Genomic DNA, 15,118 nt, shown 5'->3' on the forward strand with positions numbered 1-15,118 from the left:
ACTAAGGGGACGCCCGCAGCCTTGGAAGGGATGGTATGGCCGAAATCGAACGTTGGCTGAGCAAACACGGACTGGCCAAATACGCCAGCGCCTTCGCCGACAATGAGATTGAGCTGGGCGACCTGACAGAGCTGACCGACGAAGACCTCGTGACCATTGGTCTGCCTCTTGGGCCACGGCGGCGGTTCATGAAGGCGGTACGCGCAACCACTGACGGCAACGCCCGGCCGCATAACACGGCGCTGGGCGCGTCGATTGTGGCCGAACGCCGTCAGCTGACGGTTATGTTCATTGACCTTGTCGGCTCGACCGAGATTTCGCAGCGGGTCGATCCCGAAGATCTGGCCGAGGTTCTGCGGCTGTTCAAGGAGACCTGCGCGGCGTCCGTCGCGGATTTCGATGGTCAGATTGCAAGCTATTACGGCGACGGGATCATGGTGTTCTTCGGGTTCCCGCTGGCCCATGAAGAAGACCCCGAGCGCGCCATTCGCGCAGGCTTGCGTATCATCCGGGAAGTGCCCGAAATCCGCACTCACGCGAAACTTCAGGTGCGTATCGGGATCGCCACCGGTCTGGTCGTGGTTGGAGATTTGCGCGGTGAGAAGATGTTCGAAGACGGCACCGCGATGGGTGAGACACCCAATCTGGCCGCCCGTCTTCAGGCGATGGCGGAACCCGGCACCATGATCGTGTCGCCTCGGACCCATCAACTGGCGGGTGGCGCCTTCGATTATGTGCTGCAAGGGTCCTTCAAGTTGAAAGGGTTCACGAAAGAAGTTGAGGCGTGGCAGGTGACCGGCGCGCGCGACACGGACAGCCGTTTCAGACGTGTTGAGGGGGCCGCCCTCGGCCCTCTGATCGGCCGCATCACGGAATATGAGACGCTCAGCGACAAGTGGAAGCTGGCCCGTAAGGGCGAAGGTCAAATCGTTCTGGTCTCCGGTGAGCCGGGGATCGGGAAATCGCGCCTGATCGAGGAGTTGCGGCAGAAAGCCCCCCAAGGCGCGCATGAGCAAATTCGGCTGCAGTGTTCTCCGTACCATTTTGCCAGCTCGTTTTATCCGATCATTCGGCGGCTTCACCATGCTGCCGACCTGAGGTCTGAAGACTCGGATGAGGCAAAGCTGGAGAAGATATCATCGGTTTTGAAAAACCCTTCAGATCAGGTTCTGCGATTGGCGGCGTCGCTATTGTCGATCCCGTTTGAGGATCGTCTGGGGCCGCTGACCCTGACGCCGCAACAGATCATGGATCAGACGCACGAGATGTTGTTGGAGCATTTGCTGGCCGATGCGTCGGAAAAGCCGATTTTGCTGTTGTTTGAAGACGCGCATTGGCTCGACCCGACGACAAAGGCCCTGATGGATCGGCTTGTGGACCGTCTTAGGGATCTTCCGGTGATGGTGGTGATGACCTTCCGGCCCGAGTTTGATCCGGGCTGGGCGTTGCAATCGAACCTGACCAAAGTGGTCCTCAGGCAGCTTGATTTTCAGGACGTTAAACGCATCGCAAATGAGGTCGCGCAAGGGCAGGACATTCCCGACGCCATGTATGAACTGGTAGCGGCCCGATCCGATGGTGTGCCGCTCTACGTGGAAGAGGTGACGAAGGATCTACTGGAGTCCGGCGATATGCCCGATGCTCCAATTGCTCGCGCCAGCGGAGGGGCCTCTGCTGCAAGCTCAGTTCCCAGTGCCTTGCATGATGCGTTGATGGCGCGTTTGGATCGACTGAGCTCGGCCAAGGAAGTGGCGCAGATTGGGGCTGTGATCGGGCCGCAATTCTCGTACCCGCTGATCTCGAAAGTGTCGCGTTTTGGCGATACTGTGCTGCGGTCAGGCTTGGACCTGTTGGTTGAGGCTGGCATCGTCACGACCTCGGGCGATGACGCGCTCCAGATCTTCAGCTATCGCCACGCCCTGATCCGGGACACCGCCTATAACAGCCTTCTGAAAACCGAACGCCGGGTTCTGCACGCGCGGGTTGCCAAAACGCTGGACCAGAAAACCTCAGCGGTTGAGGATGCGGGCCCCGAAGTTCTGGCCCATCACTATACCCTTGCTGGGATGGCGGAAGAGGCGATTGATTGTCGTTATCTGGCCGGTCAGCGCGCTGTCAAACGCTCGGCCAATACCGAGGCGAATACGCAGCTGTCCTTGGCGCTTGATCTGCTGGGCGACCAAACGACCAGTGTTGAGCGTGACAAGCGAGAGATCGAGATACAGACGCTGCGCGCAGGGGTTCTGCGCTCGACGGCAGGTATCGCCGCGGATGAGACCGGTTCGACCTATGCCCGGATACGGGACTTGTGCGAACGCATGGATGAGACAGAGAACCTGTTCCCGGTCCTCAACGGCCTCTATTCCTTTCATCTGGTTCGGGGTGAGTATGATTTGGCGCGGGTTGTGGCGCGGCAACTTTTGGATTTGGCGGAAACATCAGGCGAAACGCAACATCAGATGGTGGCCCATCGGGCGATGGGCGCGGTGCTGTTTCATATCGGAGAGCTGGACCCGGCCCACGCGCATCTCGAACAGGCGCTGGCGCTGTACCGCCCCGACCGCGATGCGCATCTGGCCTATGTCTATGGATCCGACCACGCGGCCATAACCTCTTGCTTTCTGAGCCTTGCCACCTGGATGCGTGGTGAGCCGGACAAGGCGCTGGAAATACAGACTCAGGCGGTGGCCGCAGCCCGCGACCTAGATCATGCCCATAGCGTGGCGCAGGCTCTGACTTACCTGTGCATGCTGCATCTTTTGCGCCGCGATCCGGACTCTGTGACCCGAGAGATGGAGCAACTGGAAGAGCTGTCGAACAAGCACGCTTTCACCTTCATGACCTTGACGGCCAATGTCTGGAGAAGCTGGGTCAAGGCCTACGCATCCCCTGGTCCGCACACCATCAAGGACCTCAAAAGGGCGACGGATGCATGGTGGGCCAGCGGAGCGGGAAATCACAAACCGTTCTTCATGACACTGATTGCCGAAGTCACGCTTGCGATGGGCGATCACGAAGGTGCCCTGACCGCTTTGGCGGAAGCGCGTGAACATCAGCGATTGACTAACGAGGGATGGGCACAGGCAGAAACCGACCGTGTTTACGCGCTGGCGAAATCCTCGACCACGCCAGCAGAGGCGGATTTCCGGCAGGCTTTGTCCCGCGCACAGGACCAGAAGGCACGGATGTTTGCCCTGCATACGGCGATAGATTTCGCCCGAACCTGCGAGCGGTTTCACTGCGCGGCGAACGCAAACACAGCGCTTCAGGCGGCGGTTGAGGCGATCTCGGGCGGGGACCAAACGGTTGAGATGCGTCTGGCTCGTGAATTGTTGGCCGGGGAGGAAACGGCCTAGGCGCGCATCCGCGTGTGTTCAGGATCATAGGGTGAGGCAGGGATGACCTGCGCGTCGACCAAATCGCCGTACATGTCGATCAGCACACTGGTGCCTTCGCCCGCCAGCTCGGGATCAATGAACGCGTAGGCGAGGTTCTGCCCGACCCGATGACCCCAATCGCCTGAGGTGACAGTACCCACCACAGTGTCGTCCCGCATCAACGAAGCCCCGCCATGAGCGGGTGCATGGGTGGCGTCGATCTGCAGCGTCACGAGTTGCTTACGCTTGCCGCTAGCGAGGCGTTCCAACAGGGCCTCCTTGCCGATGAATTCGCCTTTGTTCAGGTTTACAAACCGATCCAAGCCAGTCTCATATGGGTCAAATTCCGTGAGAATGTCGGATTTCCAATGCAGAAATCCCTTCTCCATCCGCATGGATTCCACCGCGCGCGCGCCAAATAGCTTCATGCCATGGGCTTCACCCGCCGCGCGTAAGGCCAGGTATGCTGCGTAGAGTGAGGCGTTGGGCACGTGGATTTCATAGGCCAACTCGCCTGAGAAGCTGACACCCATGACCGTCGCCGGGGCAAACCCGACAAAGCATTCACGCACGGACAGCCAGGGGAAGGCCTCTTTCGACCAGTCGCCCCGGGCGCAGGCCGAAAGAACATCGCGCGCTTTGGGGCCAGCCAGAACCAGAATGGTCTGGTCATTGGTCAAGGAGCGGATCTGAACATCCTCATCCTCACGAATGTGCCGGGTCAGCCAGTCCATGTCGTGATATTCGCTTGCCGCAGCCGAGCCGTACCACACACGCTCTGGCCCCCGATCCGAGGCCGGTAGATTTGCCAAAGTGGCTTCGGCTTTGACCATGCCGTGGTGGTTCAGCAGGTAGCCCAGACCCACGCGGCCATCGCGCTTTGTGACCGTGCCACAGACCATACGATCGAGGAAGCTGTGGCGATTGGTGCCGGTAATTTCGAACCGGTTGAAGCCGTTGACTTCGCACAGGCCAACATTTTCCTGCACGTTCTTCACGTCTGCGGCGACGATATCGAACGCCTCATCAAAGTTGAAGGTGAGCGTCGGGTGAAAATCGGGCGAAGGCTTGATATAGTCCATCCGCTCCCACCCGTTCACGACGGTAAACTCGGCCCCTTCGGCTGCCAGAACGGGCGTCAGCGGGGTTGTCTTGGCCGGGCGTCCGGCGGGGCGATGTTCATGCGGGAAGTGGAACCGGAATTCGTTCTGATAGTCTTCGATAGCCTTCAGTGAGGTCAATTCCACATTCGTATGCCCGGTGAACCGGCGCGGATCGAGGCACCATGTGTCATAGCAGGCGTCACCATGCACGATCTGTTGCGCCAGCAGCCAGCCATGGCCGCCGCCTTCTCCCAACCCCGCGCGCAGGCCGATTATACAGAAGGCGTTGCGTTTCCCGGGGATCGGACCCACCAGCGGGGCTCCGTCGATGGTATAGGTGATCGGTCCGTTCACGATGGATCGAATGCCTGTTTCTTCCAATGCTGGCATCCGCTCAAACGCTCCGGCAAGAACGTCCATGACGCGTTCCAGATCATCGGGGCAGAGGGCATTCACAAAATTCGGGTCTATCCCGTCCATGCCCCAGGTTTTGCAGTCCTGCTCATAGAACCCGACCAGTAGCCCGCCCTTTTCCTGCCGGCAGTAATAATCACTGATTGGGCAGCGCAGCAGAGGCATCCGGTGACCGGCTTCGGCAATACCAGGGATATCCTCGGTCAGGAAATACTGATGCTCCATCGAGGCGACGGGGTGGTGAACCCCCATCATCGCGCCCACTTCGTTCACGCGGTAGCCACAAGCATTGACGACGATGTCACAATCAATGTCGCCATGTTCCGTATGCACGGTCCAAGTGTCATCCTTGTGCTGGGTCAGCGCGGTGACCGGGGTATTGCGGTACACCTCAGCCCCGGCCTTGCGGGCGTGATAGGCCAGCGCCTGACACAGCTGGGCCGGGTCGATGTCACCGTCCAGAGGGTCCCACAATCCGCCCAACAGGTTGGTGGTCGAGATCAGTGGGTGGCGGCGGGCGCATTCCTCGGCGTCGATCACCTCAAAATGCACCCCCATCCCACGCGCCATCGAGGCGAAGTGGCGGTAACCCTGCATCTGCGCCTCAATATTGGCAAGCCGGATGCCGCCATCGGCGTGGTGGTAGTTGATCGGATATTCGGGGTTTTCGGAGAGTTCTTTGTACAGTTTGATCGAATGCGTCTTCAGCCCGACCATGGTCTGGTTCATGCCGAAATTCGTCACCTGCGCTGCCGAATGCCATGTGGTACCGCTGGTCAGCTCGTTCCGCTCGACCAGAACCACGTCGCTCCAGCCTTCCTGTGTCAGGTGGTAGAGCGTAGAGCATCCGGCAATGCCGCCGCCGATGACAACAACTTTGGTACGGGATTTCATGACGGGTGAGCCTCCGGAGTTCGCTTGCCCTGCATACGAAGTCCGTTTGTCGCCATGTGCAATTGTAGAGTGGCATAATGAGACGTTATCAAAATTAGAAATCTATTTTTTCGAAGTAAAAGAGATGATCTTGCGCCACGGGCAACAATTCCTCTTGCTTGATGTCACAAACCCCCTGTTTCAAAGGACTGGGAATGGCTGGACAGCGTAGCAAGCGAGGTGGACGCAAAGGGCGTCTGGCACAACGGGCAGCCAAGCCCGCGTTTGATCCATGCCCGCCCGGTCAGATCGGCGGGATGTATAAGCCGCTCGGCGAAGCCGACCTGCGCCGCATCTATGATACTGCCCTCGATTTGCTTGAGAAACTGGGTATCGGTGAGGTGCCGGAGAGACTGCGCAACGATCTGTTGGCCGTGGGTGCCGTGGACAACGGCAGGGGGCGCGTTCTGTTCCCGCCCGAGCTTGTCGAAGAGGCGATTGATCAAGCCGCAAAGACCTTCACCTTACATGGCCGTGATCCCAAGAGGTCGATCGAGGTTGGTGGCAACAAAGTGTATTTCGGAACCGGTGGGGCCGCAGTGCAGACGCTTGATATGGAAAGCGCGCTGTATCGGCCTTCGACTCTGAAGGACCTGCATGACTTTACGCGGCTACAGGACACGCTGGCCAATATCAGCTGGTTCACACGGTGCTGCGTGGCGACCGATGTGCCGGACAATTTCGATCTGGATGTGAACACCGTTTTCGCGCTGCTCAAGAACACCACCAAACCGACGGCGACGTCGTTCACGCTGGCCGAATACGTCGCTCCGATAGTTGAGATGCTGGACATTGCCGCAGGAGGACCCGGAGAATTTGCCAAACGCCCGTTCATGAAAGCGCATATCAGCCCGATGATATCGCCCATGCGCTATGGCGAAGATGCGGTGGATGTCACTTACGCATGCATCAAACACAACATCCCGATCTCGTGCATCACGGCGGCGCAGGCCGGAGCAACGGCGCCTGCGACCTTGGCGGGTTTTCTGGCGCAATCTCTGGCGGAAACCTTGGCAGCCCTATTGATGGTTCACGCAATCCTGCCCGGTTTTCCAATGGTGTTCTCGAACTGGCCTCTGGTCATCGACCTGCGCACCGGGGCATTTTCCGGTGGCAGCGGAGAGACAGCGGTGTTGAATGCCGCGTCGGCGCAGCTGTCCAATTGGCTTGGTTTGCCGTCTGGCGTGGCCTGTTCGATGACCGATGCCAAGGCAATAGACGCGCAATATGGGATGGAGAAAGGCATAACCTCTATGGCTGCGGCCTTGGCGGGTGGGAACTTGCTCTACGAAAGCTCGGGCATGACTGCATCGTTGTTGGGGGCCAGTTTCGAGGCTTTCGTGCTGGACGATGAGATGCACTCTAATACCTATCGCGCCTTGCGCGGGGTCGAGGTGACGGATGAGAACCTCGGCTTCGATGCGATTTGTGATGCTGTTCTGGGTGATGGGCATTTCTTGGGGGGCCAGCATACTCATGCGGCGATGGAGCGGGATTACTTCTACCCCACTCTTGCTGATCGAGCCGAGCCGCGTACTTGGGCCGAAAATGGTGCGCAAGATGCATGGAGTAGGGCAAGGGCTCGCGCGGATGAGATTCTTCGCGACCACAACCCCTCATACCTGACGCCCGAGCAGGAGGAGGCCATCCGGTCTCGGTTCAATATTCTGATCTGATCATTCCACCAGTTTGAAGCTGTCCGCCAGCCACGGTGTTTTCTCGTATTGCGCAGTCAAAGCGTAATCTCGGATCAGCGCGCGCAGCTTGTCATCTATCAGGTCCAACACGGATCGCGAACAATCAGGTGTAGAGACAATCGCAAGCGTGCGAGCAAAGCTCTTGCCCGGAAACTTGTGCATGCTGAGATTTGGGTGAAACCTTTTGGCACGCGAGAACAGCAGAGGGGTGGTGATGGTCCAGCCTGCACCTGCGGCGACCACCGCCATCAAGGTCTGGTTGTTGCTGCATTCGAAATTTGACTGCTGTGAAAGGCCCAGCCTCCGCATTTGGGACTCGATCTGACGGGCGATAATCAAATTGCCGGAAAACCGCAAGAACGGTAGTTTTGTGCGCCCTTCGACAATGTCGGAAAGGGATTTCTCGCTAAACCGAGGGAGGACCACCACAAACGGGTCTCGCAACAACGGGCGATCCTGAAGGTCCCGCAGCCGATCCTCTGGGGTGGTCGTGATCCCCAGATCAAGATGTCGGTTGCGCAGCATCTCGACAATCGCGTGGCTGGAATCGGTGTGGTACATGAAATCGCAGCTCGGCATGTGGCCCGAAAGAAAGACGGCGAGTTCTGGGATGATATCGCTGTCGAAATCCTCGATCGTGCCGATCCTGAGGTAGCTCGCTTCGGCAATGTTCCCGGCGGATGCTTCGGCCTTGGCCTTGCGGATGGCATAGAGCGCGTCACTGATATTGCGCAGAAAGACCTGCCCTTTTGGCGTCAGAACCATCGGCCTTCGCGCGTGGTTGAACAGCTCGACCCCAAGGTGGTCTTCGAGATTGCGCAAATGATGCGAGACGGTGCTGATGGTCAGGCCGGTTTCCTCGGCTGCGGCCTGAAGTGATCCTTTCTGGGCGCAGATCTGAAACAACTCCAAGCCTTTGAGGTTCAGGTCCTTGTTGGCGTTAGGGCGGGGCATGTTTCCTCGGCACGAACTAGGTGTGAATTAGTTACAATGATTTGAAACTATTGTTGGTAAATAATCAAATCAACGAAAAGCCGCACCTACCGACCGGAACGCCACTATCTTCTCGTGTTGCAGATGACACAACAGCGTGAAGATGCGGTATTCCTTTTTTCTTTCACCGCTTCGTTCTTTAAGCGTACCCAAGTAAAACGGCACGATCCTGTGGATGTCGTGCAAACCGGTAGTGAGGCAACTCAGGTTGGAAAACGGCCTTCTCTTCTCAATTCTGCCCGATGCCACGGCATGTGAAAGCTGCGTCTTCGTGCCAATTGTCTGCAGCCCGGAGGCCAACCATGCTTGATGCCCGCATCCGCCCACTGATTGACCCACCGCTGAACGCGATTGGGAGGGGGTTGGCGGCGCGTGGAGTCTCGGCTGATCTTGTGACTCTGGTGGGTCTGGGCTTCGGCCTGATGGCGGCTGGCGCGATCGTTCTGGGTTTGCAGGTTCTGGCCGTCCTTTTCATCCTCTTGTCGCGTCTGGCGGATGGTCTGGATGGGGCAATCGCGCGCGCTGGGCGAAAGACCGACTTTGGCGGCTATCTCGATATCACTTGTGACTTTTTGTTCTACGGCGCGATTCCAATGGCGTTTGTCTGGGCGGACCCGACGGCAAATGCCCTGGCCGGAGCGTGGTTGCTGGTCAGCTTCTACTTCAACGGCGCGACCTTCCTGGGCTATGCGATCCTGGCCGAAAAACGCGGACTGGAGTCGCAGAAACACGGTGCAAAGTCGCTCTACTTCACTGGTGGTCTTCTGGAAGGCACTGAAACCATTGCCTTCTTCATCGCAATTTGCCTGCTGCCCAACTGGTTCGGCCCGATGGCATGGGCGTTTGGCGCGGTTTGCTTTGTCACCGCCATTTCGCGCATCCTGTTGGCGCGGCAGGTCTTCACTCACTCGGAATAAACGCAAGGAAAACCCATGAAATATATATTTGCTGCCCTCTGCGCGGCACTGGCCGGAACAGCATGGGCTGAACCTGATCCCTCAAACTGGCAGGACGTTCTGGATAAGGCCAACGGCCAGACCGTCTATTGGAACGCATGGGGCGGCTCGACCACGATCAACGATTTCATCGAATGGGTCGGAACCCGCGTCGAAGAGGAACATGGCGTCAAGCTTGAGCATGTGAAACTGACCGATACCGCTGACGCGGTCAGCCGGGTGATTGCCGAGAAGTCCGCCGGTCAGGACACGGACGGTGCGATTGATCTTATCTGGATCAACGGAGCCAATTTCAGTGCCATGAAAGAGGCCGATCTTTTGTTCGGCCCCTTTGCTGAGGCTCTGCCCAATTGGCGGTTCGTAGATGTGGACGGCAAGACCGTAACCACAGATTTCACCGTCCCGACCGAAGGATTCGAAAGCCCTTGGGCCATGGCGCAGGTCGTGTTCATCTATGATAGCGAGGTACTGCCTGAGCCTCCCATATCCGCCGAGGCAATTCGCGAATGGGCGGCGGCGAACCCGGGTCGGTTCACGTTCCCTCAGCCCCCTGACTTTCTGGGAACGACGTTCCTGAAACAGATGCTGATCGAATTGGTCGACGACCCGACCATCCTGCAGCAGCCTGCCGGTGACGACTATGCGCAGGTGACGGCGCCGCTGTGGGACTGGCTGCAGGATGTTACGCCCGACCTCTGGCGCGCAGGTCGGGCCTATCCGCAAACCGGGCCGAGCCAGCTGCAACTGATCAATGATGGAGAGGTCGACATGGCGATCAGCTTCTCTCCGGGTGAGGCGACAGCGGCCATTGCCAACCAACAGCTGCCGGAAAGCGCACGGACTTTCGTTCTGGAGGATGGAACGCTGGGCAATGCCAGTTTTGTGGCGATCCCTTACAATGCCTCGGCCAAGGCGGGTGCCATGGTCGTTGCTGATTTCCTGATGAGCCCTGAGGCGCAACTGCGCGGGCAAGACCCGGACGTATTGGGTTTTAGCACCGTGCTGGACATGGCCGCTCTGCCCGCTGACGATCGCGCCGGGTTCGAGGCGTTGGAGCTGGGCGTGGCAACCTTGTCGCCCGCCGAGCTTGGCCAAGCCTTGCCCGAGCCGCATCCAAGTTGGATGACCCGGATCGAAGCGGATTGGGCCGAGCGTTACGGCGTTGGCAACTGACCTCAGCCCCGGCAAACGATGGGGGCTGGCACCGACGCTGACCATGGCGTTGCTGCTGGGTCCCATCGCAGCCGGGCTTTTGGGAACGATCCTACCCGCATTCGGAGGTATGCGTCCGGACGGGCAAAACGGGTTCTCATTTGATCCATGGACGCACCTCTGGTCCGAGCCCGGCGTGGGTCAGGCCCTCTGGCTGTCGTTCAAAGCCGGTTTCCTTTCAACGTTTGGCGCGCTGATCGGGTGTTTTCTAATGATCGCAGGTTGGCAGGGTACACGCGCGTTTTCGCGGCTTGAGGCGCTGCTGTCGCCTCTTTTGTCTGTACCCCATGCGGCGGCCGCGCTAGGGCTGGCGTTCCTGATTGCGCCGTCTGGCTGGATTGCGCGCCTGATCTCGCCTGGTCTGACGGGATGGACCCGCCCGCCGGACGTGTTGATCCTGCAAGACCCCGGCGGGTGGTCTTTGATTGCTGGGCTGATGACTAAAGAACTGCCATTTCTGCTGCTGATGTCGCTGGCCGCGCTGCCTCAGATCAAATCGGCCGAGCGGATGCGCGTGACGCAAGTGCTGGGCTACGGCAGGGTCCGAGGGTGGTTTCTGGCCGTGATGCCCGCGCTTTATGTGCAGATCCGGCTGCCCATCTATGCGGTCCTGGCCTATGCGATGTCGAATGTGGATGTCGCGATGGTTCTGGGGCCGTCGCGCCCGCAGACGCTGTCCATGTTCATCCTGCGCTGGATGACGGATCCTGATCTTGCTTTGCGCGCGCCCGCTGCTGCGGCTGCCTTGGTTCAGTTGGGGCTGGTGGCCGCAGCCATCATGGTCTGGCGAGGTGGTGAAAGGGCCGTGGCCGCGCTGATCAACCGTGGTGTGGAAAGCGGAACGCGCGGCATGGGCTTGCGCGACACCGCCCTTAGAACCCTTGGCCTCGTGGTGTCACTCACGGCGGGGATCGCGGTGTTCGGCGGGCTGATCGGCCAGTTCATCTGGTCCTTCGCCGGACGTTGGAGGTTTCCCGACGCGCTACCGAGCAGCTTCAGTCTGATGTCCTGGGAGCGCCACGGCCCGGACGCGGTAGAGGTCACCGTGGTCACCTTGGCACTGGCGTTTGCCACCGCACTGATCGCTTTGGTTCTGGTGATCGGCTGCCTGAACGCAGAACTTCGCACCCGGCGCAAGATGAACAAGACAGGTATGGTGATCCTGTACCTACCGCTCATCCTGCCTCAGATCGCTTTTCTGCCGGGCCTGCAGATCCTGATGATCCAGATCGGAGCGGCGCAGGGCATCCTTCCCGTGATCCTGACCCACTTGGTCTTCGTTCTGCCCTATGTGTTTCTGGCCCTGGCAGGCCCCTACCGCGCGCTCGACCGCCGCTATGCGACAATCGGGGCCGCTATGGGGCTGGGACCGGTCGGAGTGCTTTGGCGCATCCGACTGCCAATGTTGCTAGCTCCGATCTTGACGGCGCTTGCGGTAGGGATGGCGGTGTCAGTCAGCCAATATCTGGCCACTCTTCTGGCCTCGGGCGGGCGGTTGAACACGTTGACGACCGAGGCTCTAGCCCTGTTTTCAGGCGGTGATCGCCGTGCGATAGGGGTCTGGACTATCGCGCTGGCCTTCACGGCATGGCTGCCGTTCCTGCTGGCCTTGATGATCCCCAGAATTGTCTATCGCAACAAAAGCGGACTGCGCCATGATTGAACAGGGCCTCTCATTGGATCAGCTTTCGATCTCTCATGCCGATGGCAGAGGACTGGTGCAGCTATCAGCTGACATTGCGCCCGGAGAGGTTCTGAGCCTGATGGGGCCGTCCGGGGTTGGGAAATCCACAATTCTTGCGGCAATCACCGGAACTTTGTCGCCTGCCTTTCGTCTTGAAGGGCGCATAGCGTTGAACGGGCGGGTTCTGAATGCCCTGCCGCCTCAGAAGCGGCGCGTTGGGATCCTGTTTCAGGACCATCTGTTGTTTCCACACCTGTCTGTTGGTCAGAATGTCGGCTTTGGCCTGCCGCCCCGTACCCCGGACCGGGCCGCGCGCATTCAAGTCGCCCTTTCCGAGATCGGGTTGGACGGGTTTGAAGCCCGCGATCCAGAGACCCTGTCCGGAGGTCAGCGCGCCCGAGTGGCTCTGATACGGATGCTTCTGGCGGAGCCCGATGCCTTGCTTTTGGATGAGCCTTTCTCGCGCCTCGATGTTGGTCTAAGGGACAGAATGCGGGACCTCGTCTTTACCCGAGCTCGCGCGGCGCGGCTGCCGGTTTTGTTGGTGACGCATGACATCGCCGATGCCGAGGCCGCAGGAGGCAGGGTTGTGACTCTGCCTGAATAGCGGTGTTGGTCGAGATGATCAGCTTTGCCTAGTTCGTCAACCCGGACAGGTACTTGATCGCCGTCAGGCTCGGCAGGAACGTGTACGCGCCACCGCGAGTATGGATCAGTCGGGGAAAGCCGTGCAGTCGGATCGTGCCCCCATCGGGCAGGCTGAGGTCGAACCAGCTGGTTTCCGGCGTGTTCGCCCCCAGCAGAGGATCATTGGCACCCGTGATCGTCGGGTCGTGCAGGCCGAGGTTGATCCAGTCGCACATCACCGCTTCGAACTGTGCGCCGATATTGGCGCCGATGAAGCTGCCCAGCAGGCCGCGCTCAGCCGTGTCGGGGTTTTGGGGGTCGAAATCCGGGCCGTAGGACATGCCGCGCCGCACCAAACGTCGCGTGTAGTTGGCGATGCGTTGCACGATCCGACCGCCACGCGGGTTGCCGCGTCGCAGATGCGACCCGGCAGGACAGCGGGAATGCGCGTTGTAGTTGAAATTGGTCAGCGAGACCTCATGCTCAGGCCATTGCGCGTCCGGTGACAGCTCGTATGGAACGCCGTTTCGCCAGCGCCCGCACATCTGGGCCGCGACAACCTCTCGCAGAGCGCCGTGGATGTCCAGGCCTTCGCCGATGCGTTCCAGATTGTTCGGATCGACCAATTTATCGCGATCCGGGTGACCCATCAGATCATCGGCGGCTTTGTCCAGATAAGCCTCGAAACCGGCCGCATCCTGCGCCAGAACTCGGAACGCATTGAACGACCCGTTGAAACCAAGCGCATTGGGCGAGGGGACGCGGAACACCACGCCCTCTTGGCGTGTGGGATAACCCAGCAGGGCGGTGCCCAGCGGGTCAATCGGTTCATCGACACCGGCTTGCTCGGGGTCATAGACCTGCTCGAACCGGGGCTGGGAAATGCCATCGACATAGCCGAAAAACACCTTGCTATCGGCCAGATTGCGGCCGTCGCGTTTACCCAGAATGGTGAAGGCCGCGCCAACCTGTTTCTCTACCAGGTCTAGGTGATCCTGAACGTCGGAATAGACCGACGCCATGATGTGAACCCGGTCAGGTTGATCAAACGGAGCCGGCCAGTGATCCGGTGCGCTGGTGCCGAAATCGCCCAGTTTCATCGCGCGTTTCGTCATGCCCTGCACGAATTCGCTGGGGAAGGTTTTCAGATCCTCGGACGCGGTGCCAAGGGCGCGCAGCCCGGCATAGGTCAGGCCGATGTTGAAACAGAAGGGCGGCTTGACCTCCCACAACACACCTCGGGTGATTTCGGGGACGGTTTCACTGCCGCCATCGACGGCGGTCGCCAGAAACTGACGGGCCGCGGTGCGGTCGGTGACTTCAAGAAACAGATGGCGCACCAGATCGCGGCGATAACCGCGCAGGATGTTGCCCTGAATGTCGGCGAGATCGAGTTTTGCAGTCACCAGCCTTGTCCAAATTTTTGGCGCACTTGCGCGGCGGAAACGCCCGGATAGGCGCGATAACCGCCCCCCAGCGACAGGTTAGGGTTCGCGTAGAGTTGCAGAACAAACGCACGCGGGAGGGTTTCCAGCCGATGCGGCGGCTGGTTCGGAGGCAGCCCTTTGGCCTCATCCTGAAGGCCGAACAGGTCGGTCGGGAAATCGGGGGCCTGAAACAGGTCGTGCTCATGGACCCAGTCGATGAACTCTTCGACGTTGTGCTCGGTCGGGATTAGGTGTTCCGCCCCGTCCACCAGCGAGATGACGTCGTTGAACACACTGCCGATGGTGGTGATGAAATCCCGAATGTAGTTGCTGAAATCGCCATCATAGACCGAAATCATGCATATCTTGTCGTCGATCAGCAGAAACCGGGCGAAATGCACCGTTCCGACATTGTCGAGCCCTGCAAATATCTCTTCGACATTTTGCGCGATGGCTAGTGCAGCATGGGCACGTCCAGCGGGCGAGGGGTCTTTCAGCGGCATGATCAGATTCATCATGCGCTGCACGTTCTCGCTGGGTTGCGGTGAGGGGCGCGGGCCACCGGGCAGTTTAGGCTTGGGGTCGCGCCAGTGCCAATAGGGCACAACGATGTAGCGTGACAGGAACTTGAACCATCCCCGATCCGGCAGGGTGTTGACGTAGCGATTGAACCAACTGTTCTGACGAGTCATGAC

Annotated in this window: 10 protein-coding genes; 6 read left to right on the forward strand and 4 right to left on the reverse strand. The window is 59.4% G+C overall.

From position 1 onward, the window contains the following. The first annotated feature begins 35 nt into the window (after positions 1–35). On the forward strand, positions 36–3,356 hold the full coding sequence (locus ACP15L_RS17820) for an AAA family ATPase (RefSeq protein ID WP_425085199.1): 3,321 nt from the start codon (positions 36–38) through the stop codon (positions 3,354–3,356). Here the strand turns inward: ACP15L_RS17820 and ACP15L_RS17825 are convergent. Further along, on the reverse strand, positions 3,353–5,788 hold the full coding sequence (locus ACP15L_RS17825; protein WP_425085200.1) for a GcvT family protein: 2,436 nt from the start codon (positions 5,786–5,788) through the stop codon (positions 3,353–3,355). The two genes, ACP15L_RS17820 and ACP15L_RS17825, sit on opposite strands and share 4 nt — an antisense overlap. A gap of 194 nt (positions 5,789–5,982) precedes the next feature. Between ACP15L_RS17825 and ACP15L_RS17830 the strand changes: the two genes are divergently transcribed. Beyond that, positions 5,983–7,503 (forward strand): trimethylamine methyltransferase family protein, encoded by a 1,521-nt coding sequence (locus ACP15L_RS17830; RefSeq protein WP_425085201.1) that lies wholly within the window; start codon positions 5,983–5,985, stop codon positions 7,501–7,503. On the opposite strand, the gene ACP15L_RS17835 is transcribed toward ACP15L_RS17830, so the two are convergent. Next, a complete protein-coding gene (locus ACP15L_RS17835) occupies positions 7,504–8,478 on the reverse strand; it encodes a LysR family transcriptional regulator (protein ID WP_425085202.1) in 975 nt (324 codons plus the stop codon). Positions 8,479–8,819: 341 nt separating this feature from the next. Here ACP15L_RS17835 and ACP15L_RS17840 point away from each other — a divergent pair, with 341 nt between their 5' ends. The 4 genes from ACP15L_RS17840 to ACP15L_RS17855 are packed head-to-tail and all read left to right on the forward strand — an operon-like array spanning position 8,820 to position 12,976. Further along, positions 8,820–9,434, forward strand: a complete 615-nt coding sequence (locus ACP15L_RS17840; protein WP_425085203.1) for a CDP-alcohol phosphatidyltransferase family protein — start codon at positions 8,820–8,822, stop codon at positions 9,432–9,434. Positions 9,435–9,449: 15 nt separating this feature from the next. Continuing rightward, the gene (locus tag ACP15L_RS17845) at positions 9,450–10,646 is read left to right on the forward strand and encodes an ABC transporter substrate-binding protein (RefSeq protein ID WP_425085204.1); all 1,197 of its coding nucleotides are present in this window, start codon (positions 9,450–9,452) and stop codon (positions 10,644–10,646) included. Then, entirely contained in the window at positions 10,636–12,348 is a 1,713-nt protein-coding gene (locus tag ACP15L_RS17850) for an ABC transporter permease (RefSeq protein WP_425085205.1), read from the forward strand. Before ACP15L_RS17845 ends, ACP15L_RS17850 begins: the two co-directional genes overlap by 11 nt. Continuing rightward, positions 12,344–12,976, forward strand: a complete 633-nt coding sequence (locus ACP15L_RS17855) for an ATP-binding cassette domain-containing protein (RefSeq protein ID WP_425085306.1) — start codon at positions 12,344–12,346, stop codon at positions 12,974–12,976. The genes ACP15L_RS17850 and ACP15L_RS17855 overlap by 5 nt, the downstream gene beginning before the upstream one ends. 28 nt (positions 12,977–13,004) lie before the next feature. On the opposite strand, the gene ACP15L_RS17860 is transcribed toward ACP15L_RS17855, so the two are convergent. Together ACP15L_RS17860 and ACP15L_RS17865 are read right to left on the reverse strand one after the other, a co-directional pair. Beyond that, positions 13,005–14,402 carry a Dyp-type peroxidase gene (locus tag ACP15L_RS17860; protein ID WP_425085206.1) on the reverse strand — a complete coding sequence of 466 codons (1,398 nt, stop codon included), beginning with the start codon at positions 14,400–14,402 and terminating at the stop codon, positions 13,005–13,007. Then, on the reverse strand, positions 14,399–15,115 hold the full coding sequence (locus ACP15L_RS17865; protein ID WP_170376913.1) for a hypothetical protein: 717 nt from the start codon (positions 15,113–15,115) through the stop codon (positions 14,399–14,401). The genes ACP15L_RS17860 and ACP15L_RS17865 overlap by 4 nt, the downstream gene beginning before the upstream one ends. Positions 15,116–15,118: the final 3 nt, after the last annotated feature.

It is taken from the genome of Ruegeria profundi (genome assembly GCF_049800715.1).
In the GTDB taxonomy this organism is placed as follows: Bacteria; Pseudomonadota; Alphaproteobacteria; order Rhodobacterales; family Rhodobacteraceae; genus Ruegeria; species Ruegeria profundi_A.

Coding starts and splice junctions, on each gene's coding strand:
- ACP15L_RS17820 (WP_425085199.1), top strand. CDS start 36: ATGGCCGAAATCGAACGTTGGCTGAGCAAACACGGACTGGCCAAATAC.
- ACP15L_RS17825 (WP_425085200.1), bottom strand. CDS start 5,788: ATGAAATCCCGTACCAAAGTTGTTGTCATCGGCGGCGGCATTGCCGGA.
- ACP15L_RS17830 (WP_425085201.1), top strand. CDS start 5,983: ATGGCTGGACAGCGTAGCAAGCGAGGTGGACGCAAAGGGCGTCTGGCA.
- ACP15L_RS17835 (WP_425085202.1), bottom strand. CDS start 8,478: ATGCCCCGCCCTAACGCCAACAAGGACCTGAACCTCAAAGGCTTGGAG.
- ACP15L_RS17840 (WP_425085203.1), top strand. CDS start 8,820: ATGCTTGATGCCCGCATCCGCCCACTGATTGACCCACCGCTGAACGCG.
- ACP15L_RS17845 (WP_425085204.1), top strand. CDS start 9,450: ATGAAATATATATTTGCTGCCCTCTGCGCGGCACTGGCCGGAACAGCA.
- ACP15L_RS17865 (WP_170376913.1), bottom strand. CDS start 15,115: ATGACTCGTCAGAACAGTTGGTTCAATCGCTACGTCAACACCCTGCCG.